A 22,710-nucleotide genomic window follows, 5' to 3' on the forward strand; every position below is an offset into this window, starting at 1 on the left:
GTCTCTCGATCTGTATCATCGATACTAGATGTGTTTGAAGTAGCCGGCAATTAGCCATTTTGATGGTTGCCTAAGAACCACTTATAACCCGGGTTATTCGTCTCATCAATGTATGGATAGCCTAGGTTTGAGAGAAACTCCTTCAATAGCTTTTTATTGCTATCCGCCACCTGAATACCGACCAAGACATGACCTGAATCACCACCGTTGTTACGATAGTGGAATAGACTGATATTCCAGTCAGGGTTCATTTGATAGAGGAAGCTTCTTAAAGCGCCGGGCTTCTCAGGAAACTCAAATCGAAGCAGTTGCTCATTAACAGCGAGGGGCGAATGACCACCAACCATATAGCGTAGGTGCGTTTTAGCTAAGCTGTTTTTGGTTAGGTCATGGACACCAAAGCCTACCTTTTGAAGTGTCGTATGGAGGGTGTCAATTTCGCCGGCATCTTGAATAGCGACACCTAAGAAAAGATGGGCTTCTTTAGCATCTGAAATACGATAATTAAACTCGGTCACCGAGCGGTTGCCCAAGGCTTCACAAAGCGCTCTGAAACTTCCTCTCTCTTCGGGAATCGTGACCGCCAGGAGCGCTTCGGTGGCTTCACCGACATCGGCACGTTCAGCGACAAAGCGTAAGCGATCAAAGTTCATATTGGCGCCGCTGCTAATTGCCACAAAGGTGCAGTTTTGTGCTTTGTATTGCTGGATATATTTTTTGGTTCCTGCTAGGGCTAAAGCACCTGAGGGCTCTAAAATATTGCGCGTATCTTGGAAGACGTCTTTAATTGCTGCGCAGACCTCATCTGTAGAAACGGTGATAAACTCATCGACATGAAGCTTGGTCAGTTTGAAGGTTTCTTCGCCTACCTGCTTGACTGCAGTACCATCAGAAAATAAACCGACTTCAGGTAAATTAACACGACGGTTGCGTTGTACACTTTTTAGCATGGCGCAGGAATCTTCAGTCTGTACGCCGATAACCTTGATTTGCGGTTTCAGTGCTTTGACATAGGCAGCAACACCGGCGATTAAACCACCGCCACCAATGGGGACAAAAATAGCATCAATGTCATTTGGATGCTGCTGGAGAATTTCCATTGCCACTGTGCCCTGACCGGCAATCACATCCGGATCATCAAAGGGGTGGACAAAGGTAAGTCCTTCCTGCTTTTGTAGTTCGACAGAGTGCGCATAGGCATCAGAATAACTGTCGCCATGCAGAACCACTTCACCGCCAAAGCGTTTAACCGCATTGACCTTAACATCAGGGGTGGATACCGGCATCACAATCACTGCTCTACAACCTAGTTTGCGTGCTGAGAAAGCGACCCCTTGAGCGTGATTGCCCGCAGAAGCAGCGATAACACCTCGCTCCAACGCTTCTTTAGGCAGGTTAGCCATTTTATTATAAGCACCGCGTATCTTAAAACTAAACACCGATTGTGTATCTTCACGCTTTAACAAAATACTGTTGTTTAAACGAGTAGAGAGAATGGTTGCTTTTTCTAAAGGTGTTTTATCAGCCACGTCATACACTTTGGACGTGAGAATGCGTTTAAGATAGTTGTCGACAGCCATGTTGTGCTTATAACTTATAAAGAGTTGTAAAGGTGCTAAAGTTTCGTTGGATAAGCACTTGAGATTATCACATCTTTAGGAAAAATAATACTGAAGGTGCTGCCTTTGTGCAGTGCACTCTCAATTTTGAGCTGGGCATTGTGGCGATGGACAATGTGCTTAGTGATAGCTAAGCCTAAGCCTGTGCCGCCCGATGCGCGTGAGCGACTTTTGTCAACTCGGTAAAATCGCTCGGTTAGCCTTGGGATATCTTGTGGTGCAATACCCAAGCCAGTGTCTTGTACGCTAAAGACGGCGTTGCCGTTAGGGTTGAGTTTCCAGCGTACATTGATTGTTTCGCCGGCGGGGGTGTAGCGGACTGCGTTGGTTATAAGGTTGGTGATCGCTGAGAGTAATTCAGTTTGATTGCCAAAGACTTTGAGCTGAGTGTCAATGTCATAGTTAAAGTGATGCTGCTCATTGGATAGTGTCTCAGCTTGTCTGGCAGCAACTTTTATTAATGAATTTAAAACAATCGGCTCGCCACCACTTAACTGGCTCGACTCCAAGGTTGATAGAGTGAGTAGGTCAGAGACAATCGCTTGCATACGATGGGCTTGCTCTCGCATCAGTGCGCCGTATTGATCGAGCTGCTCTTGGTTAAGTGCTTCCGGTGGTAGCTCATTGATCGTTTCTAAAAAACCGATAAGAACGGTCAGTGGTGTGCGAAGCTCATGGGAGACATTGGCAACGAAATCTTGTTGTGCTGTCCGCAACTTTTCTAAATGCGTAATATCTTGGCAGAGTAATAAAAAACCACGCGTTGAGTGACGAGTTAATTCAAAGCGCAGAATGATATTTTTATTGTCTTGGGTGGACTCTAATATCAAAGGCTCATTCCATTGACCACTTTGAGCGTATTGATAAAATTCCGGGAAACGGACAATATTAAAAAGGTTAAAGCCGATATCTCGACTGACATCAATACCAAGAATTTTAACCGCTAATTTATTAGCCCATTCGATATGAAACTCGGGTGTTAGGGTAATCGCCGCGGAGGGCAGCGCTTGAGCCGCTGATAAAATGGTGCAGCTGGTGTTTTCCAGATTCTCAATGTAGCGAGTTTGTTGGCGGAAATGACGATATATCGGATGGACGATATCTTCGTAAATCCCAAGACTGGGAGGCGGTGGTTCAGTAGGCGTATGTGACCACCTAATGGTTTGATTGAATCTTTTGCGGTCTAATAAAATAAAACCTAAAATACAGGTAGCATATGGGTAGACTGCCCAGCTTATCCCTAAATGTACTTGACAGACGATACAGACGATAGTGATTAAAATAAATAGGATAAGCCGCGATTTAAAACGCATCAGAGTTCCCAGAGCGAAGATAAAGTAAAGCTAAGTTTACCTTGAGTTTACTTTATTTTTGCAGTAAATCGATAGCCACTGCCTCTCACTGTTTCAACCATAACGTCGTGTTGAGTCGCTTCTAACGCTTTGCGTAGGCGGCGAATATGTACGTCCACCGTGCGTTCTTCTAAAAATACATGATCGCCCCATACTTGATCCAGTAATTGGTTGCGAGTATAAACCCGCTCCGGGTGCGTCATGAAGAAGTGTAATAGGCGGAATTCGGTTGGGCCTAAGGCAATATCAGACTCATTGCCACTCACTCGGTGTGATACTGGGTCTAAGCGGAGCCTGTTAATTTCAATTTCATCGTCAGTCAGTTGTGGGGCTCGGCGACGTAATACAGCCTTGATACGTGCCATCAGCTCTTTAGGAGAAAAGGGCTTGGTGATATAGTCGTCAGCACCGCTTTCGAGCCCTTCGACTTTGTCCGTCTCTTCACCTTTGGCGGTCAGCATAATAATAGGTACTTCTTTTGTGCGCTCGTCACTTCTTAATTGGCGCGCCATTTGTAAGCCGGAAAGACCGGGTAGCATCCAGTCAAGCAAAATAAGGTCGGGCAGCTCAGCATCAATCAAGACTCTGGCTTGCTCTGCATCATCCGCGCGCAGAACCTTGTGGCCTGCGAAGCTTAAATTGACCGCAATCAACTCTTGAATTGCCGGTTCGTCTTCAACTACTAGAATTGTACTTGCCATAATGAAGTAAAATGTTAAAGTTAGTTATTCGTTATTATCGATAAAATTTTATCAATGCATTTTGTCTGTGTCCCGACATGAAGTTGGGTTTACTTATATAAGTGGCACACAGCAGTCTGATGACATTGATAGCACAAGTTCCAATCATAACGATTAAATATGACATGTTTGTGACATCACGGAAAGATTATCATGGAAACACAAAATAAATCCACCGAAAGCCCATTAAATCAAGGGGTTGCTGAGGATTCTTTAGATCAGATAAAAGCAGCTGAAAAAGCAAAAACACATTTTGGCTATCGCACCGTCAGTGAGGACGAAAAAGAGGGGCGAGTGGCAGAAGTGTTTCACTCAGTCGCAAGTAAGTATGACATTATGAATGACTTGATGTCCGGCGGTTTGCATCGTGTTTGGAAGCAGTTCACGATTGGTAAAGCGCGGCTACGTGAGGGCATGAGGGTATTAGATATTGCCAGCGGTACCGGTGATTTAGCGTTAGCCTTTGCCAAACGTGTCGGTCAAAGTGGTGAGGTTTGGCATACGGATATTAACAGTTCTATGCTGGCGGTAGGTCGAGACCGTTTGCTGGACAAGGGCTATTTATTACCGTCAGTGGTCTGTAACGCAGAGTATTTGCCTTTTGAGGATGATCGCTTTGATTTAGTAACGGTTGCTTTTGGTTTGCGCAATATGACACACAAAGAGCAGGCCTTGGCTGAAATGTATCGTGTCTTACGACCGGGTGGGCGTTTGCTGGTATTAGAGTTTTCCAAGGTTTACAAACCACTGGCGCCAATTTATGATTTATATTCTTTTAATGTCCTACCCGTTCTAGGTAAGTACGTGGCTAATGACGCCGAAAGTTATAACTACTTAGCGGAGTCCATTCGCATGCATCCGGATCAAGAAACCTTGGCAGAGATGATGAGAAATGTTGGTTTTGATCGTGTAACTTACAACAATCTTACAGCGGGCGTGGTAGCCTTACATGAGGGATTAAAACTTTAGTGGTTTTGCTCTGTCTAATCAGTAGGATTATAAATTTTTAAAGGTCAATTTACATGCGTAAACATTTTTCTCGCCTTATAGCCGTTTTGACTATCGTCGTTTCGACTTTTGTTACGCTCGGACTCACCATAGACGATGCTGAAGCGCGTCGTATGGGAGGCGGCTCAAGCTTTGGTCGCCAGTCCTCTAATGTCATGAAAAAACGTGCCCCTGCACAAGCTCCAAGAGCAAATCAGCAAAATGCTACGCCTAACGCGAACCAAGCTACGGCAAATCGAGGTGCTACGGCGGGAGCGACTGCTCAGCGTTCTGGTATGTCTCGCTTCTTAGGTCCGATTGCCGGTATTGCTGCGGGCTTAGGTATTATGGCGTTGCTTTCTCAGTTAGGTTTAAGCGGTGCTTTGTTAGAGTTCTTATCTAGTGCCGTTTTAATAGCAATTATTGTCTTTGGTATTGTGTTTATCGTACGTCGTTTACGCGGTGGACAAGCTAAACCGGCAACTCAAGGTGCGTTTGGCGGTCAGCGTCATCAGGCACAGGATTTTTATACAAACCGACAGCGCCATGACCACGATCAGCAGAATCAAGCGCAGGCAGAACCGGTTCAGCGCTCTGCCGGTGGCGTATTTGATCGTCATCCAAGCGCTCAGCAGTCTTTTTCTACTGAGACCGAGGTTGCTCAAAGCGCAGCAGCCCAGCCAATAGATCCTTCATGGTACGTACCCGAAGGCTTTGATACGACGACTTTCCTAACCGTGGCTAAACAGCAGTTTATACATATCCAAGCTTTGTGGGACAAGGGTGATGTTGAGCAGCTTAAGGATTACTTAACCGATGACTTGGTGAGCGAGCTAACTCCTCAGATCCTTGAAAAGACCGGCCAAGACGGTCATTCGACAGAGGTGGTGTTACTCAATGCCGAATTACTCGGTATGGAGCAGGTTGCCGGTGGTCATTTAGCCAGTGTACGCTTCTCCGGTATGCTGCGTGAGGAAGCGGGTCAAGAGGCTTTCCGCTTTGAAGAGGTTTGGAATCTCTACAAAACAGCAGATAGCGGTTGGTTGTTAGCAGGTATCCAACAAATCCCTGAAGGCTATCAATCCTAATTTACTCTTTTACTGCGAATAATCATTTCAAAGGCTTCTTTTTTAAGAAGCCTTTTCCATTTTAATGGGCTAATCAGCTAAACTATCTTTTTTGTTATCCTACTGGGATTTTTATGTTGTCTTCCCTTTTTCATCCAAAGCAAATTTTTGTGCGCCTTTTAAACTCTCTTCTTAAGCAAGAGCCTTGGGCAAGAGAGCGTACGCAGCAGCATGCCGGCAAAATGGTAAGGTTTCAATTGCCAATGACGGCATTGACGTTGGCTTTTAATCATGATGGTACGGTGGATTTGAATAGCTCAGATGTTGTGCCCAATGTGACGGTTACTTTAGCCCCGGAGCAGGTGCCGGCGATTCTTAAAGAATTGAGTAGTGGCGGAATTGCTGCCAATGGCTTAGATGTTAAGCGTTTTATGTCTTATGTACATATCGAAGGCGAAGCAGGTTTGGCTAATTTAGTGTCTGATTTAGCGAGAGAATTGCGTTGGGATAGGCATTATTATTTAGCTAATTTATTTGGTCCGGTCATTACTGCTCACCTATTAAGAACAGAGCGCTTAGTGATGGAAAAAAGCCGAGAGAGTGCAGATAGTATCTTGCGCACGGGGGCGGATCTCTTGAGTTATGAGCAAGAAGTGCTCATTGCCAAGGTGCATGTTAATGATTTAGGTCGAACTCTGGATGACTTAAATCAGCGGGTAGCCGTGTTGGAAAAGGAGCTTAACTCTATCGCTAAGCGTGATCCTATGGGGACCAAAAATGTTTAGATTTAGAGTGTTCATCGTTCTCTTTGCTATGTATAAATACGGTTTAGAGGAGTTGCTGATTGACGCGATGCCTCAGCGTCCGTTTATGCGCCGTATTTTAAAAGTATTTAGTAGAAAAAAAAGATATCAAGCACCGCGTGGGGTGCGTCTTAGAAAGGCATTGGAAAGTCTTGGACCTATCTATGTGAAGTTTGGTCAGGTACTATCGACGCGACCGGATATTGTGCCGTTAGATATTGCACGTGAGCTTGTTTTCCTGCAAGACCGTGTGCCTCCGTTTCCCTCTGATGAGGCCGTCGCCATTGTCGAGAAAAGTCTACGTAAGCCACTGACTGAGCTCTATGCTGAGTTTAATTATGAGCCGGTCGCCTCTGCCTCAGTTGCGCAGGTGCACCGTGCCTTGACTCATGATGGTAAGCAGGTTGCCGTTAAAATTCTTCGTCCTAATATTATTAAAACCATTGAGAGTGATTTAGCGCTGATGCGCTCGGTCGCTTCTATCGTACATTGGCTTTTGCCGGACGGTCGACGTTTGCGTCCTAAAGAGGTGGTAGCAGAATTTGATAAGTACCTGCATGATGAGTTGGATCTACAAATTGAAGCGGCCAATTGCAGCCAGTTACGACGTAATTTTGAATTAGAAGGTCGTGAGAATCTACTCAAGGTTCCCGAGGTTTATTGGTCTTTGAGCAGCAGTCTCGTCTTTACTATGGAATGGATTGATGGGGTGCCTATTAATCAGATGGAGCGACTGGATGAGCTTGGGATGGACATTAAGAAGTTGGCTCGTGAAGGGGTAGAGATTTTCTTTACTCAGGTGTTTGAAGATGGTTTTTTCCATGCTGATATGCATCCGGGCAATATATTGGTCACGCAGGACATTGATCCTAAGGGGCGTTATGCTGCGTTGGACTTCGGCATTGTCGGTACCTTGTCTGAGGTTGATAAAAATTATTTGGCACAAAACTTCTTAGCCTTTTTTAGGCGAGATTACCGTCGTGTGGCGCAATTGCATATTGAGTCAGGTTGGGTGCCTCAAGAGACCCGTGAGGAGGAGTTAGAGGCAGCAGTACGCTCGGTGTGCGAGCCCTATTTTGACTTGCCATTAGCTGAGATTTCTTTGGGTGCGGTATTGATGCGTTTATTCCAAACCTCCAGACGCTTTAATGTTGAAATTCAACCACAATTAGTTTTGCTACAAAAAACCTTATTAAATGTTGAAGGGATGGGGCGTCAGTTAGATCCGGACTTGGATTTATGGAAAACGGCAAAGCCATTTCTAGAGCGTTGGATGTATCAGCGAATAGGTCCTAAGGGCGTGATAGAAAAGCTGAAAAAAGAGTCTGTTCATTGGGCGCAGCTGCTACCGGAAGTTCCTCGACTGATGCATAACTCTTTACATCAACATAGTCATTTGGATTTGATTTCTAAGGAGCTTAGAGAGCTAAGGCGTTCTCATCGACGAAGCCGTTCATTGCTCTATGTGATGACTATTTCTCAATTGCTTATTGCTATGCTGGCATTGATTTACTGGAGATAAATTGAGATGACGATTTGTTTTGAAGATAAAATCCTGAGCGTTGAGGATTGTTTGACCCTATTAGAAAGTGGTGCCATTAAGCGACCACTTGTTTTTACTAATGGGGTTTTTGATATTTTACATCGAGGTCATGCCAGTTATTTGGCTCAAGCGGCTCAATTAGGCGCTAGCTTAATTGTCGCGGTCAATACAGATGACTCTGTTAGGCGCTTGGGCAAGGGGGATGATAGGCCTTTAAATCGCTGCGAAGACAGGCAAGCGATACTCGCTGCGTTGAGTAGTACAACCGCGGTGACAAGTTTTGCTGAAGATACGCCCTATGATGTGATCAACCAGCTAAAGCCGGACTTGATTGTTAAAGGCGGGGATTATCAAATGCATCTACTACCCGAAACGGCCTTAGTAGAAAGTTGGGGTGGTAAGGCGGTGGCCATACCTTTTGAGTATGAGCGCTCAACCACCGCCCTTGTCAATAAAATTCGTAGCGAAGAAAAATGCCGATAATAACATCGGCATTTTTAGCTTATTTATAACCCTAGAACTTAAAGTTAGAGGAAACAGAACCACGCAAAGGTTTGATGTAGGTTTCAATCACTGATTTTTCTTCAAACGTGGCTGCATCGGTGCGAGTAATGCAGTAAACGCGCATCATGGGTGCTTGACCAACGGTAATCACTAAGCGGCCGCCAATCGCTAGTTGGTATTTTAAAGAGTCCTCTACGCTCGGTACGGATCCGGTTACCACGATGGCGTTAAACTCATTATTGCCCCAACCTGAGCGACCGTCACCGACCTCTACCTGAACATTGGTAATACCGGCTTGGCGAAGATTCTTCTGTGCTTGTGCAGCGATTTTGGAGTCGATTTCAATACTGTGCACCTGAGCACAGAGGTGACTTAAAATGGCCGCTTGGAAGCCACTGCCGGTGCCGATTTCTAAGACAGAGTCTTCAGGCTTAAGGTCGAGCTCTTGAGCAAATAGTGCTTCGTACTTAGGGCAGAGCATCGTCTCACCGGTCGTTTGACCGTCAATCTCAATTGGCACTTCCAAATCGGCAAAGGCGATATTGTGATACGTAGGACTCATAAAACGCGTACGGTCTAATTGAAGTAGAACGCCAAGTACTTTCTTGTCTAAAACACCACAGGGACGAATTTGCTGCTCAACCATGTTGAAGCGGCTAAGCTCAAGTGAACTGATAGGCTTATTCATGCTGACTCTCTATCATAAAAAATTGTAATGGACTAGCAATAAATTTAAATACTGCACTAATTTTAACGCTTATAAAAGATTAAAACTCAGTATTTAATACCATGGATGGAAATGATGCAATGGGCCGTGTCCTGAGCCAACCTGCATCTCACCCGAACGCTCAATTGCTTTGATTAAATAGGCTTTGGCGTCTTTGGTGGCTTTGACGATATCATCATCACGAGTAACCAAGGCGCAGATAGCAGCTGAATAGGTGCAACCCGTGCCATGGGTGTTTTTGGTATTGATTCGAGGATTAGGCAGTTCAATCATCCGGTCGCCATTAAATAACAGGTCGACCAATTCGCTATTAGGTAAATGGCCACCTTTGAGTAAAACCCAACGCTCATCTGTATGGTTAAATAGCTTATGCAGCTTTTCTGCTATTGGATACATCTGTTTAAGAGTTTCCGGGGTGGATTGCTCAGTGAGTATCGCCGCTTCCGGTAGGTTGGGAGTAATCATATTGGCCTGTGGAATGAGCGCTTCAATTAAGGCGGGGATTGAAGCGTCAGGCAATAGGGGGCTACCGCCTTTAGCGATCATCACAGGATCTAAAATACAATGACGATGCCCATGGTGATTCGCCAGTTCCTCGGCAACGGCTTCGATAACCGGACTTTCACCTAGCATACCTAATTTGATCGCATCAATTTGTACATCATCAAATAAGGTTTTTAACTGTAGGCGAACAAACTCTGGAGTAATCGGCATGACACCTGTGACACCTTGAGTGCTTTGTGCAGTGAGCGCGGCAACCACACCGCAGGCATAGGTGCCAAGTACTGTCATCGTTTTAACGTCGGCTAATACGCCGGCACCGCCAGAAGGATCAATACCGGCAATAGATAAAGTGCGTTGTGTCATATAGGGTAATTTTTTTGTCTTATTAAAATGATGTAATGGTTATCTCAATAGCAGCTTAGTATAAGCTAAAATATCACATTAATCTAAATCTTATCACGTCAGAGACAGGCACAGAGATGGGTAGAAATAAAACCTCCGAGCAGAATTTATTCGCATCGATTGCTGATGTTAGTTCAGAATCTAGTGGTGAGACTACCGCAGATAGCATCGTGGCCTCTGATTTTATGGGGTCAAAAAACAATCTAAAGGGCGTACCATCTAACGACATGGAGTCTATACCAACGATACTTTTGTCGAGACTTCAGGCAGCTCAGAACGAGAGCGTAAAGGCTGAGTCCTCGGCAGAGGATCTTAAAGAGGTACTGCTCACCAGAAAAAATCAATTGCAAGACAGTCTTGATGAGCTGGATAGTCTCATTGAAGTCATGCAGGGAGATACTCTCTATGGTGAGAGTTTAGAGGAAACTCGGGAGCTCCATGTCAAAGATCGGATTGATGCCAAGTTAGATCATAAGACTCTGGTGATTGCTGAGTTAATCGCCAAAAGACTTTCTGCCTCTAAAGAAGAGCAGCAAGAGGTTCTCGCTTTGTTGTTTAAGGAGCTGGCAGAGGAGTTATCTGATGATGAGCGCCGGAGCTTATTGCACATTATGCGATTGGAGCGGCGTCGTTTAGAGGCGCGCAAATCATCTCACTACGATCAGGAGTTGGTTGATAATTACACAGAAGAGGGCGTCTACCCTTATAAGTATTTGATGTCACGCCGTAATTATGAGTACCGAAAATACGATCTTCAGGTTGAATTATTAAAGCTGCAGTCATGGGTACAGGAAACCGGCCAGCGCGTGATCATTATTTTTGAGGGGCGTGATGCGGCCGGCAAGGGCGGTACAATTAAGCGATTTATGGAGCATCTGAACCCGCGTTATGCTCGTGTTGTGGCGCTCCAAAAACCAACCGAAAGAGAGCAGGGGCAGTGGTATTTTCAACGCTATGTAGAGCATTTTCCAACCAAGGGTGAGATTGTATTGTTCGATCGTTCTTGGTATAACCGTGCGGGCGTTGAGCGTGTTATGGGCTTTTGTACTGATGAAGAGTATGATGATTTTATTCGTCAAGTACCTGAATTTGAGCGTAATTTAGTCAAGAGTGGGATCCATCTAATTAAATTCTGGTTTTCAGTTAGCCGTGATGAGCAATTGCGACGCTTTAAGCAGCGTCAAACGCATCCGCTTAAGCAGTGGAAGCTCTCACCTATCGATCTGGCTTCCTTAGATAAATGGGATGATTATACCGATGCTAAGGAAGCGATGTTTCATTACACGGATACGAGTGAGGCGCCATGGACGGTGGTTAAGTCCAATTGTAAAAAACGAGCCCGTTTAAACGCGATGCGTTATGTGTTGAGCCGTTTTGATTATGCTAATAAGGATATTCAAACGGTAGGGAAAATAGATCGATTGTTGGTAGGTCATGCTAACGTAATCTATGAGTTAGGTGAAAATGACTCCGCTCATATCGATCGACAAGGTATTTAAAAAGAAGGAAGAAGGAATTTTTATGGAATATCAATATGATCTTTTTGTCATTGGTGCCGGTAGCGGCGGTGTTAGGGCGTCGCGCTTTGCCGCCCAAGCCGGCGCTAAAGTGGCTGTTGCAGAAACCAAGGACTTAGGCGGAACATGTGTCAACGTCGGTTGTATTCCAAAAAAGCTGTATAGCTACGCCGCTCAGTTTAATGAGGCCTTTAGTGATGCTGCCGGCTATGGTTGGTCAGTTGGTGAGAGAACCTTAGATTGGGACACACTTAAAAAGAATCGCGCCCAAGAGATTGCTCGCTTAAATGGCATCTATGATAATTTAATTAAAAACTCAGGTGCCGAACTGATCCGTGGATGGGCCAGCATTGTTGATGCTAATACGGTCGAGGTGGATGGCAAGCAATATACAGCTAAGTATATTTTAGTTGCTCCGGGTGGTTGGCCTAGTGTTCCTGATGTGCCGGGGAAAGAGTTTATCATTACCTCCAATGAAGTGTTTGATTTGGATCCTTTTCCTAAGCGCTTCCTGATTGTTGGCGGTGGGTATATCGCCTGTGAGTTCGCCTCTATTTTTAATGGCTTAGGCTCTGAGGTGGCATTGATTTATCGCGGTGAGCAGGTGCTGCGCGGTTTTGATCAAGATATACGTAAGCACATCAGCGATGAAATGGTTAAGGCAGGCGTTGATTTGCGAGTCCAAACAGAGGTGACTTCCATTCAGAAGGTGGGTGATTGCTATCAGGTTCAATTAAATAGCGGCGACACAGTCGAGGTTGATGCGGTGATGTACGCGACCGGTAGATCACCTAGAACCGAAGGGCTAGGCTTGAAAAATGTTGGTATCGAATTAGGAGAACGGGGTGAGATTAAGGTCGATAAAAATTACCGTACTAATGTTGCTTCCATTTATGCCTTAGGTGATGTCACTGATCGTCTTCAGCTAACACCTGTCGCGACAGGCGAGGCCATGGTGCTGATTGATCACTTATTCGGCGAGGGTAAGCGTAAGCTCAGTTATGACTACATTCCGACAGCTGTGTTTACTCACCCTAATATCGGTACAGTAGGTTATACCGAAGAAGAGGCTCGTCAAAAATTTGGAGAAGTGGTTATTTACCGCTCTGAATTTAGAGGATTAAAGCACACCCTCAGTGGCAATACTGCTCGTACGCTGATGAAGCTGATTGTGGACAAGGCAAGCGATAAAGTGGTCGGTCTACATATGGTTGGTGATGATGCCGGTGAGATTACCCAAGGTTTTGCCGTTGCCATCAAGGCCGGTGCGACCAAGGCTGACTTTGACAGTACGATAGGCATTCATCCTACTGCGGCGGAGGAGTTTGTTACGATGCGGCAGCCTGTATCAGAATAATCGCAATTAATCAATGTTCTAATTAAAGCTCCGGTTAAACTGGAGCTTTAATTTTTTAAGAATCAAAATTAACCCACAAAGGGAAGAGGAGTTTTTTGTATGAGAGAAGGCATTCTGGGAATACTGGAAAGTGTTGGCGTTGCTGATAATCCATTGATTGTTAAGACTATCTTTATTCTTTGGATTGCCTTACTGACGACTGCGTATTACTTTGTCATCAAAACCGTGGTTGATCGTGGTTTTAGACGTCTTTTGCAAAAAGCTAAAGGGACTTTTTTTCCTATTTTAGGGCAGTCAAAAACACTGCAATATGCCTACATCATGACTGTGGTGATATTTTTCAGAGAGCTTAGTGTGCTCTTATTTGATGTCGGTGATGAGTTACGGCGGTTGATTGTTATTATTTCCCATATTTTAGTATTGGTTTTATTCGCATTCGCTGTTTCCTCTTTTATTGATGTGCTTGGGCGCTTAGCTCAGCGGAACAAAAAATTAGCAGTTCTACCGCTTCAGGGGTTTCAACAGTCTCTTAAATTAGTGCTGATAGTGATTATCATCATTCTTATTATTTCAACCTTGTTAGGTCAGTCACCAGGGATTGTTATTAGTGGATTCGGTGCGATGACTGCTGTGTTGATGTTGGTGTTTCAAGCTCCTATTATGGGGTTTGTCGCGGGTATTCAATTATCAACAAATAATATGCTCAAAGTTGGCGACTGGTTAGAAATGCCTAAGTACGATGCCAATGGGGATGTCATTGAGATCGGCCTGACCACGGTCAAGGTTCAAAATTTTGATAAAACCGTGACGACTCTGCCAACCTCAGCTCTGATTTCCGAGTCGTTTAAAAACTGGGGTGGCATGATTGAGGCCGGCGGTCGACGTATTAAGCGACAGGTGTTTATTGATATTAACAGTATCCGCTTTATTAGCGAGGAAGAAATTCAAGAAGTCAGTGGTAGTCGTCGCTTGACTGACTATTTGCTTAGCAAAAACAAAGAGATTTCTGAACACAATAAAAACATTCAGGTAGCGGGCTTGGCAAGTTTTCTGGATCAACGCAGAATGACCAATATCGGTACGTTTAGAGCGTATATCTTGGCATATTTAAAACAGCATCCGCGTATTAATAAGAACCTGAGTCTTATGGTGCGACAGATGGAAGCAACGCCACATGGCGTACCGTTAGAGGTTTACTGCTTTACTGATACGACCGTTTGGGCAGAGTATGAGGGAATTCAGAGCGATATCTTTGATCATATTTTTGCCATCGCGCATATTTTTGATTTGCGAGTTTTCCAAGCCCCTTCAGGTCATGATTGGCGTTCTTTTGCCGAGGCGACATTTCAGCGCACTCGCGATGAAGAGCCGACAGAGCAAACTCATCGCACCTAGATATATCATATGCTTTATATTTAAAGCAGTCGCTTGAAGATCGTTTTTAATGCAGACTGCTTTTTTCTAAAACAGGCCTCCCTTAACGTTACGAGAACTAGGATAAATACTATCTTGAGGGATGAGTAACGACGCTGTACAGTAGTACACAATATGTTTCAACTATAACAAGAAGGGGCGCATGATTATACGAATAATCGATTCAATTAATGAGCTGATCGGTAGACTGATTAGTTGCATTGCCATTGTTTTTGCAGTAATTATTATCTATGAAGTCTTTATGCGTTACGCATTACACCAACCCACTCGTTGGGCATTTGATGTAAGTAAGCAGCTTTATGGTTTTTACTTTTTGATGCTTGGTGCTTATGCCCTTAAGCATCAAGCGCATGTGCGGGTCGATTTGTTGACTCAGCATTTGTCACCAAAGGTGCTGAAGTGGGTTGAGCTTATCGGTTATGTAGTTTTCTTTTTCCCTTTTTCTTGGGTGTTTTTAACACGAAGCTATGAATTTGCAATGCGCTCTTTAGCCCAAGGCGAGACAACATACGGAGCTGTTCAGTTGCCCGTTTACCCACTAAAAATTTCAATGGTTGTTGCTGCGGCACTCTTACTGATGCAAGGTGTAGCCGAAGTGCTTCGTATCCTTTTTAGGGATACAAAGGAAAGTCTAAGTCATGTCAGCTGAGTATATTGCATTAATTATGGGAGGCCTATTGGTATTGGGCCTCTTTATGGGGCATCCTCTGGCATTTGTGCTTGGCGGTGTTGCCGTGATAGGCGCTTTTATTGCTGGCAAGCCGATGGTATTAGGTATCGTCATTAATCGTATTTATGGTGATGTGCTGGATAACTATACCTTAATTGCAATTCCATTATTTATTTTGATGGCGAGGTTCTTATCGGATTCGGAGGTGACCGATAAGATGTTTGAAGCATTACGACACCTGATGGCTAATGTACGTGGTGGCTTAGCGCTTGCAGTCGTGTTTTTATCCATGTTGTTAGCTGCTACAACCGGAATTATCGGCGCATCGATTACGGTTACGGGCATGATGGCACTGAGACCTATGTTGAGTTATGGCTATAGTCCTAAGCTGACCACAGGAGTGATTGCTGCGTCAGGGTGCTTAGGGATATTGATTCCACCTTCCATTATGTTAATTCTAATGGCGAGTTACTCTCCCTTGTCCATTGGTGAGTTATTTGCCGGTGCGCTCATACCAGGTATATTACTTGGCTTTTTTTATGCGGCTTGGGTGGTTTTTGTAGCCTGGCGTGATCCGGAGAGTGCGCCTTCTGTGCAGCCGGAAGAGAAAATATCGCGAGCTGAACTAACCAAGATGTTGTTGGTTGAAGCGATACCACCAATTTTATTGATTATCGGTATTTTAGGTTCCATGTTGGTGGGCATTGCGACAGCGACTGAAGCGTCGGCGATCGGGTGCTTATTGTCATTCATCTTTGTTGTGATTCGCGGTAAGTTTTCTTGGAAAATGTTTTTTAGTGCCCTTTATGAAACGGGTAGAACCTCCGCCATGATTTTATATATTGTCGTGGGAGCGACCGCATTTACCGGAGTGTTTAATATCACGGGTGGTCTTGGCGCAGTACAAGACTTGATGCGTAGTTTGGATATGGCGCCGTGGTTGTTAATTTTAGTTATGCTGGCCATTGTGTTTATCTTGGGATGTTTCCTGGATTGGACCGGCATTGTTTTACTTTCTTTCCCGATTCTTTTGCCATTGATCTCTGAAATGGGGATTAGTTTGCTTTGGTTTGTTGTGTTGGTTGCGGTGATTTTACAGACCTCATTCCTCACGCCACCATTTGGCTATGCATTGTTTTACCTAAGGGCAATTACGCCTACATCTGTTCCGACCACTGAGATTGTTAAGGGAGTCATTCCTTTTATTTTCTTAGTTGTTTTCATGTGTATTTTAATTGCTATCTTCCCGGGACTAATCACTTGGTTACCAGAGACGTTATACGGGACTTAACTGACGAGGAGACATTATGTCATTACTAAAAAAAACAGTACACGTATTAGTAGGAACTGCCATTTTTGGAGCAGCAGGATTAGCTCAGGCAGCACCACAAAAATGGACGATGACCAGTACATGGCCCGCTTCCATTGAGCTGATCGAGGCTGATAAAAAGTGGGTAGAACTGGTAAACAAACTCGCTGGCGATGAGTTAAAAATCGAGTTCTTTGAGGGGGGCGCTTTGGTGCCGAGTGGGGAGGTGTTTAGCGCAGTTGAGTCGGGTACGATTGAGGCCGGCGGTGATTGGCCCGGTTATTGGGCTGGTCGTAATCCCGCGTTTTCACCCTTAGCGACCCACACCAGTTTATTTAATGCAATGGATTATGCAAACTGGATTCAAGAGTGGGGTGGTGCAGAGATTTACAACGAAATCTTCGGTAAGTATGGCATGGTGTATTTGCCATTCAGTATTACCAATAGTGAGTCGGGGTTCCGTACCGTCGTGCCTGTTCGTAACCTGGAAGAGATTAAAGGTAAGCGTCTACGTTTATCAGGTTTAGAGCAAGGCCAGGTGTTAGAAAAGATCGGTGGCACGCAGGTGTCTATGGCCGGTCAGGAGCTTTATCAATCGCTGGAGCGTGGCGTAATTGACGGCGCTGAATTCTCAACCCCTAGTGTTGACGTCTCTGCAGGTATGCATCAAGTCACGAAGCATTGGAGTACCCCAGGATGGCACCAATCAGCATCGGTGTTTGGCGTTATGATTAACAAAAAAGCATGGGATGCACTAAGTCCCGAAACACAAGAAAAGCTTAAAATTGCGGCCAATGCTACGATGATGTGGGGCTTAACCAACTCTGAGAAGTCAGCTACTGAAGGTGTTCGTACGTTCCAAGAAGCGGGTGTAGAAATCCACCGTTTTAGCGAAGAAGATTTGCAGACGATTCAGGAAGTCACCAACGAAGTGATGGTTAATGTGGCTTGTAGTCATCCTGATGCTGCAAAAGTCTACTTAAGTCAACTCGAGTATCTTCAAGACTATAAGGATTGGCGTGCTATTGCGACACCTTATAATTTAGGTCGTCAGATTGATGGGCCTGATATTGAGAAGGTTAGAGCATGTGTTAAGTAAAAGTAAGCTTCGTAAAATGAGTAGTTAGGAAATTAGGGCACCGGTTCAACCGGTGCCCTAATTGTTCTACCATAAATCATGATAGAGTTTGAGCATTTCTTCTCTTGTCGGAATGCGTGGATTATTATTGGGAGAGCCGGACGCAAACGCCTGTTCAACCATTGTTTCGACGGCGTGATCAAAGTCTGCTTTATCAACGCCAAATTCTGCCAGTGTCGGTACTTTTAACTCTTGATTCAGATCGTTTAGAAATTGAATAAGTTGTTGATTTGCTTTGTCAATCTCATCGTTTTCGGTGGCGACGCCTAGGGCAACTGCACATTGTGCATAGCGCTCTGCGGCAAAAGGGATTGAAAATTCAGTGACCGAAGGTAGAAGCATCGCATTTGACAGACCATGTGGCACATGGAAAAAAGCACCAATAGGACGGCTCATGCCATGTACTAACGCCACGGAGGAGTTACTAAAAGAAATGCCGGCTAAGGTTGAGCCTAACATCATTTGCTCACGTGCTATTTCGTTAGACCCATCGTGATAGGCTGTTTTAAGATTGGGGCCAATCAGGCGCAGTGCCGCTAAGCATTGTTGATCGCTAAAGGGGTTGTGCTTTTGACTGACATACGCTTCGATGGCATGGCACATCGCATCAATACCGGTATCAGCTGTCGTGCGAGGTGGTACGGTGAGGGTGAGAGCATAATCGATAATCGTGGCGATAGGCATAAAGGCTACGCCTACGCATAACAGCTTTTCATTGCTTTGCTCATCGGTAATGATGGTAAAGCGCGTGGCTTCAGAGCCTGTGCCGGCAGTAGTAGGAATGGCAATAATCGGGAGACTCTCTTCATTGACTATACGGGGAAATTTATAATCACGAATCACGCCACCAAACTTACCTAATACTCCAATCGCTTTGGCGCTATCAATAGGACTGCCTCCACCCAGGGCGATAATACTATCAAAATCACCTTCTTGTATCATCTTTACACCACCCATGATGGAACTGTCTGTGGGTTCCGGGATCGTGTCATCATATACCTCACAAAGAATAGATTGTGAGGATAAGATATCTTTGATTTGCTGAACATAGCCTAATTGGACCATGATTTTATCAGTCACAATCAATGGTTTTGAAACGCCTAATGATTGCAAAATAGTGGGCAGCTTCTCACAGGCGTTTTTGCCAACCTCCATGATGCGAGGAAGGATGATTGTGTTAGCCATATCGTGTCTCCTACAGGGGTGTTATTATCGTTGGTGTTTCTGGTATGGGTATCTAGCGTAGTATTAAATTTCTTAGTTCCTTGCGAATAATTTTACCGGTTGTCGTCATGGGTAATTCGTCCAAGAAATAAATTTGTCGAGGGTATTCGTGCGCGGCGACACGTGTCCGTACATGATCTTGGAGGGATTTCTTAAGCTCCTCACTTTCTTGAAAGCCCTCTTTGAGCACTATAAAAGCAGTGACGATTTCGGTGCGCTCTGCGTCTGCTACGCCAATAACAGCCGCCATGCTGACCGCTTCATGGCTTAGAAGGCCGTCTTCAATCGGACCCGGACCAATGCGATAGCCGGCACTGGTGATGACATCATCATCACGACCCACAAAAAACAGATAGGAATCATCATCCATGACGCCACGGTCACCGGTAAGTAAATAGTCACCTTTAAATTTAGCAGCAGTGGCGCCGGGATCATCCCAATAGTATAAAAACATGACAGGATCCGGTCTCAATACGGCAATATCTCCTTCGATGCCGGCGGCGACCGGTTGGCCGTCAGAGTCAATGATGTGGACCTGATGCCCGGGTGCCGCTTTGCCCATGCTGCCGGCTTTGGGTGGAAATTCAGCGGCACAGCTGGAGACAATCATATTGCATTCGGTCTGACCATAAAACTCATTGATTGTGATATCTAAATTCTCACGTCCCCAATGTAATAACTCCTTACCAAGCGTCTCCCCACCACTGGCAATTGAACGAAGCTTGAGACAGGGCCATTTGAGGCGAGGTTGCTCAATAAAACGTAGCATTTTTAGAGCAGTAGGGGGTAAGAAAGAGTGGGTAATTTGATGCTTTTCCATGAGCTCAAACGCATCTTCAGCGCTGAATTTACTTGCACGTGAAGCGACTACCGGGCGACCATAGTGCCATGCCGGTAAAAGTAAATCAAGTAGACCGCCAATCCAAGCCCAGTCTGCCGGTGTCCAAAACACAGCATCATCACTATTCATCTCATTATTGTGCGAGGTCGCGACACCCGGTAAGTGTCCAAGAAGGACACGTTGAGCATGACAGGCTCCCTTAGGTTTGCCCGTGGTGCCTGATGTGAAAATGATGATAGCAGGGTCATCGGCATGGGTGTTAACGACGTCAAACTCGATGGGTTGTTTGGCTAATTCAGACCAAAAGGATAAGCTGCTTTCGTCACTTTGCTCTTGGTTGACATTAAAAATGGTTTTGAGGCAGGGAATCTCATCACGAATGGCTTTTAGTTTGTCAAAACCGCCATCATCCGTGATGATAACGCCAATATCTGCGTGACTGATTCGATAGCTTAAGGCGTCCAGACCAAAAAGCGCGAAAAGAGGAACGGCAATGGCTCCTAATTTATACGTAGCTAAATGGGCAATTCCTGTGGCTAAGCTTTGAGTCAACAAAATACCGACTCGATCGCCTTGTTTAACGCCGGCAGCTTGTAGTGTATTGGCCATTTGATTGGAGTAGTCTTTAAGCTGGTCAAAGCTATAGTGCTTTGTTTCACCGGCGACCTCTTCAATTAATGCCAAGCGTCCGCTGCCGTCAGCCCACCGATCACATGCATCTATTCCAATATTGTAATGAGTGGGAACTTGCCAAGAAAAATTGCCCATGTGTGTCTCCTAGCGACGTTGATAAATCACAAAATCAAAGTCGTAATTGTTATCTATAGGTTGTGGTTTACGACTAATTTCCTCCCAGATGGTCATATCCAGTTCCGGGAATGAGGCGTCACCCTCAAGTGTGTCGTGGATTTCAGTGGCATACACTTGATCGACAAGCCCCTCCTCTAGAGCTTGAGCGTAAATTTGTGCGCCACCGATGATGAAGATGTCTTGCTCTGGCGCATGCTGTTTTGCCAGTTCAATTGCAGACTGTAAGCTCGTGACTGCTTCTGCGCCCACTGGACTGTAGTCACTATTACGGCTGATGACAATATTTAAACGACCGGGTAGGGGGCGGCCTAAGGAGTCCCAAGTCACGCGTCCCATAATAATGGGAGCCCCCATCGTGGTCTCTTTAAAATAGGCTAAGTCAGAAGGAATATTCCAAGGCATGTGACCCTGATGACCAATGATATTATTTCTTGAGTAAGCAACGATAATATTAATATGTGCCACGTTTGAATCCTTTTAAACGGCGACGGGCGCTTTAATTAAGGGGTGGTGTTGGTAATTTTCAAATTCAAAATCTTCGAATCGGTAATCAAAAATCGATTCCGGTTTGCGTAAGATGGTTAATTTGGGATAGGGGTAAGGCTCGCGTGATAGCTGCTCTTTTACTTGCTCGAAGTGGTTTGAATAAATATGCGCATCGCCCCCGGTCCAGATAAATTCGCCAACCTCTAAGTCACACTGTTGAGCAATCATATGAGTCAGCAGTGCATAGCTCGCAATATTAAAAGGTACACCTAAGAAAATATCGGCACTGCGCTGGTACAGTTGGCAGGATAACTTACCATCAGCCACATAGAATTGAAATAAGCAGTGACATGGCGGTAATTTCATCTCATCAATATTGGCCACATTCCAAGCAGCGACAATATGGCGCCTGGAGTCCGGATTGTTTTTGATTTGCTCTACAAGTTGTGAGATTTGGTCAATGCTGCCGCCATCGGGTGTCGGCCAGCTACGCCATTGGACACCATAAACGGGACCTAATTCACCCTCGCTATCTGCCCATTCGTCCCAAATGCTCACGCCATTTTCTTGGAGCCAGCGGATATTAGAATCGCCTCGCAAAAACCACAATAATTCATAAATTACACTACGTAGATGAATTTTTTTGGTGGTGACGAGCGGGAAGCCCTGCTGTAAATCGAAGCGCATTTGGTAACCGAAGTGTGAACGGGTGCCGGTACCTGTGCGATCTGATTTGTCAACGCCATATTCAAACACAAAACGCATTAATTCTTCATATTGATCGGACCGTGCGGTAGTACTTGTGATCTTGGTATCCATAATTAAACCTCTTCGATGCGGAAGGAGTGAGTGACTTCGGCGGTTTTGTTAAGCATGGCGATGGCTGAGCAATACTTCTCGTGACTTAAGTTGATGGCACGCTCAACCACATTTTCTTGAAGATTATGGCCGCTGACAATAAATTCAAAGTGGATTTTGGTAAATACCTTGGGGTCAGTATCTGCGCGTTCAGACGTGATGTTTAAACGGCAGCGACGAATGTCTTTGCGCCCACGCTGTAGGATCATCACCACATCATAAGCAGAGCAGGCGCCTGCGCCACTTAAGAGAGTTTCCATTGGACGGGGTGCGAGGTTGTTGCCTCCGCCATCGGGAGGACCGTCGATTGTAAGTGTGTGGCCGCTACCTGTACTACAAACAAATAACATACCCTCTGGGCCATTCCATTCGACTGAGCATTGCATAACTATCTTTCCTATACTGTTTGATATTTGACCAATTATTTATTTTTATGTGTTGAATCATTATATAGAACTGGGCCTGCTTTGAGAGTGCGCATAAATTCCCGGTGGGATTTTGTTGCGCTGACTACCAATAAAAAGCTTATAGTGCGATAGGAATACTATTTTGAATACGCATGAATATGACAATTGGAACCTTTATGCTCTGAATCGCAGGATAAAGAAATTGTCTGTTGCGATAAAAAGACAAAAAGCAACATTCAACTAAGTCGATTAGGGTTTTCATGTATTTCTTCTTGCAATGTAGCAAGAGCTTTGCTATTATTTAATTGTTGACGGGTTATAGGGTTTTTACCTAGTAGTCCGCAGGAATTTAAACTAAAGCCTCTTCTTGTTATTGTCTCCTCATTTGAGGTTTTAGTTTATGCAGATGTC

At 44.9% G+C, this 22,710-nt stretch carries 21 protein-coding genes; 11 read left to right on the plus strand and 10 right to left on the minus strand.

All coding sequences use genetic code 11. The features are described 5' to 3' along the window. Positions 1-50: 50 nt before the first annotated feature. The 3 genes from ilvA to phoB are packed head-to-tail and all read right to left on the minus strand — an operon-like array spanning position 51 to position 3,672. Positions 51-1,580 (minus strand): threonine ammonia-lyase, biosynthetic, encoded by a 1,530-nt coding sequence (ilvA, locus tag B092_RS0102455; RefSeq protein WP_018573658.1) that lies wholly within the window; start codon positions 1,578-1,580, stop codon positions 51-53. Between the two features lie 35 nt (positions 1,581-1,615). After that, a complete protein-coding gene (gene phoR / locus B092_RS0102460; RefSeq protein ID WP_018573659.1) occupies positions 1,616-2,932 on the minus strand; it encodes a phosphate regulon sensor histidine kinase PhoR in 1,317 nt (438 codons plus the stop codon). A 47-nt stretch (positions 2,933-2,979) separates the two neighbouring features. Continuing rightward, positions 2,980-3,672 carry a phosphate regulon transcriptional regulator PhoB gene (phoB, locus tag B092_RS0102465; protein WP_018573660.1) on the minus strand — a complete coding sequence of 231 codons (693 nt, stop codon included), beginning with the start codon at positions 3,670-3,672 and terminating at the stop codon, positions 2,980-2,982. A gap of 192 nt (positions 3,673-3,864) precedes the next feature. Between phoB and ubiE the strand changes: the two genes are divergently transcribed. The 5 genes from ubiE to B092_RS0102490 all read left to right on the plus strand — a co-directional run bounded on the left by ubiE (position 3,865) and on the right by B092_RS0102490 (position 8,594). Beyond that, entirely contained in the window at positions 3,865-4,680 is an 816-nt protein-coding gene (ubiE, locus tag B092_RS0102470) for a bifunctional demethylmenaquinone methyltransferase/2-methoxy-6-polyprenyl-1,4-benzoquinol methylase UbiE (RefSeq protein WP_018573661.1), read from the plus strand. Between the two features lie 53 nt (positions 4,681-4,733). Next, entirely contained in the window at positions 4,734-5,786 is a 1,053-nt protein-coding gene (locus tag B092_RS0102475) for a Tim44 domain-containing protein (RefSeq protein WP_018573662.1), read from the plus strand. Positions 5,787-5,899: 113 nt separating this feature from the next. Further along, positions 5,900-6,550, plus strand: a complete 651-nt coding sequence (locus B092_RS0102480) for a ubiquinone biosynthesis accessory factor UbiJ (protein ID WP_018573663.1) — start codon at positions 5,900-5,902, stop codon at positions 6,548-6,550. Continuing rightward, positions 6,543-8,090: a ubiquinone biosynthesis regulatory protein kinase UbiB gene (gene ubiB / locus B092_RS0102485; protein ID WP_018573664.1), complete on the plus strand. Its 1,548-nt coding sequence runs from the start codon at positions 6,543-6,545 to the stop codon at positions 8,088-8,090. The genes B092_RS0102480 and ubiB overlap by 8 nt, the downstream gene beginning before the upstream one ends. A 6-nt stretch (positions 8,091-8,096) precedes the next feature. Continuing rightward, a complete protein-coding gene (locus B092_RS0102490; RefSeq protein WP_018573665.1) occupies positions 8,097-8,594 on the plus strand; it encodes an adenylyltransferase/cytidyltransferase family protein in 498 nt (165 codons plus the stop codon). A 31-nt stretch (positions 8,595-8,625) separates the two neighbouring features. Here the strand turns inward: B092_RS0102490 and B092_RS0102495 are convergent, their stop codons facing one another. Beyond that, complete coding sequence (locus B092_RS0102495; RefSeq protein WP_018573666.1) at positions 8,626-9,303, minus strand: protein-L-isoaspartate O-methyltransferase family protein; 678 nt, start codon at positions 9,301-9,303, stop codon at positions 8,626-8,628. 93 nt (positions 9,304-9,396) lie between these two features. Beyond that, positions 9,397-10,209, minus strand: a complete 813-nt coding sequence (thiD, locus tag B092_RS0102500; RefSeq protein WP_018573667.1) for a bifunctional hydroxymethylpyrimidine kinase/phosphomethylpyrimidine kinase — start codon at positions 10,207-10,209, stop codon at positions 9,397-9,399. Positions 10,210-10,325: 116 nt separating this feature from the next. On the opposite strand from thiD, the gene ppk2 reads away from it, so the two are divergent. From ppk2 to dctP, 6 genes are all read left to right on the plus strand, one after another. Next, positions 10,326-11,747 (plus strand): polyphosphate kinase 2, encoded by a 1,422-nt coding sequence (gene ppk2, locus B092_RS13500; protein ID WP_018573668.1) that lies wholly within the window; start codon positions 10,326-10,328, stop codon positions 11,745-11,747. A 22-nt stretch (positions 11,748-11,769) separates the two neighbouring features. Next, complete coding sequence (gorA, locus tag B092_RS0102510) at positions 11,770-13,122, plus strand: glutathione-disulfide reductase (RefSeq protein ID WP_018573669.1); 1,353 nt, start codon at positions 11,770-11,772, stop codon at positions 13,120-13,122. Positions 13,123-13,221: 99 nt separating this feature from the next. Continuing rightward, complete coding sequence (locus B092_RS0102515) at positions 13,222-14,517, plus strand: mechanosensitive ion channel family protein (protein WP_018573670.1); 1,296 nt, start codon at positions 13,222-13,224, stop codon at positions 14,515-14,517. A 181-nt stretch (positions 14,518-14,698) separates the two neighbouring features. Further along, on the plus strand, positions 14,699-15,205 hold the full coding sequence (locus B092_RS0102520) for a TRAP transporter small permease subunit (RefSeq protein WP_018573671.1): 507 nt from the start codon (positions 14,699-14,701) through the stop codon (positions 15,203-15,205). Next, entirely contained in the window at positions 15,195-16,517 is a 1,323-nt protein-coding gene (locus B092_RS0102525; RefSeq protein ID WP_018573672.1) for a TRAP transporter large permease, read from the plus strand. Before B092_RS0102520 ends, B092_RS0102525 begins: the two co-directional genes overlap by 11 nt. Positions 16,518-16,533: 16 nt before the next feature. Further along, entirely contained in the window at positions 16,534-17,634 is a 1,101-nt protein-coding gene (dctP, locus tag B092_RS0102530; RefSeq protein ID WP_018573673.1) for a TRAP transporter substrate-binding protein DctP, read from the plus strand. Between the two features lie 66 nt (positions 17,635-17,700). Here dctP and B092_RS0102535 read toward each other — a convergent pair whose 3' ends face one another. Genes B092_RS0102535 through B092_RS0102555 form a run of 5 tightly spaced genes read right to left on the minus strand, consistent with a single transcriptional unit; the run spans position 17,701 to position 22,278 of the window. After that, positions 17,701-18,858 carry an iron-containing alcohol dehydrogenase gene (locus B092_RS0102535; RefSeq protein ID WP_018573674.1) on the minus strand — a complete coding sequence of 386 codons (1,158 nt, stop codon included), beginning with the start codon at positions 18,856-18,858 and terminating at the stop codon, positions 17,701-17,703. Between the two features lie 52 nt (positions 18,859-18,910). Beyond that, positions 18,911-20,506, minus strand: a complete 1,596-nt coding sequence (locus B092_RS0102540) for an acyl-CoA synthetase (RefSeq protein WP_018573675.1) — start codon at positions 20,504-20,506, stop codon at positions 18,911-18,913. A gap of 9 nt (positions 20,507-20,515) precedes the next feature. Next, positions 20,516-21,013 (minus strand): dihydrofolate reductase, encoded by a 498-nt coding sequence (locus B092_RS0102545; protein WP_018573676.1) that lies wholly within the window; start codon positions 21,011-21,013, stop codon positions 20,516-20,518. Between the two features lie 12 nt (positions 21,014-21,025). Further along, a complete protein-coding gene (locus B092_RS0102550) occupies positions 21,026-21,853 on the minus strand; it encodes a thymidylate synthase (protein ID WP_018573677.1) in 828 nt (275 codons plus the stop codon). Positions 21,854-21,855: 2 nt separating this feature from the next. Continuing rightward, positions 21,856-22,278, minus strand: a complete 423-nt coding sequence (locus B092_RS0102555) for an OsmC family protein (RefSeq protein ID WP_018573678.1) — start codon at positions 22,276-22,278, stop codon at positions 21,856-21,858. Positions 22,279-22,710: the final 432 nt, after the last annotated feature.

This window comes from Oligella ureolytica DSM 18253, assembly GCF_000373745.1.
In the GTDB taxonomy this organism is placed as follows: domain Bacteria; phylum Pseudomonadota; class Gammaproteobacteria; order Burkholderiales; family Burkholderiaceae_B; genus Oligella; species Oligella ureolytica.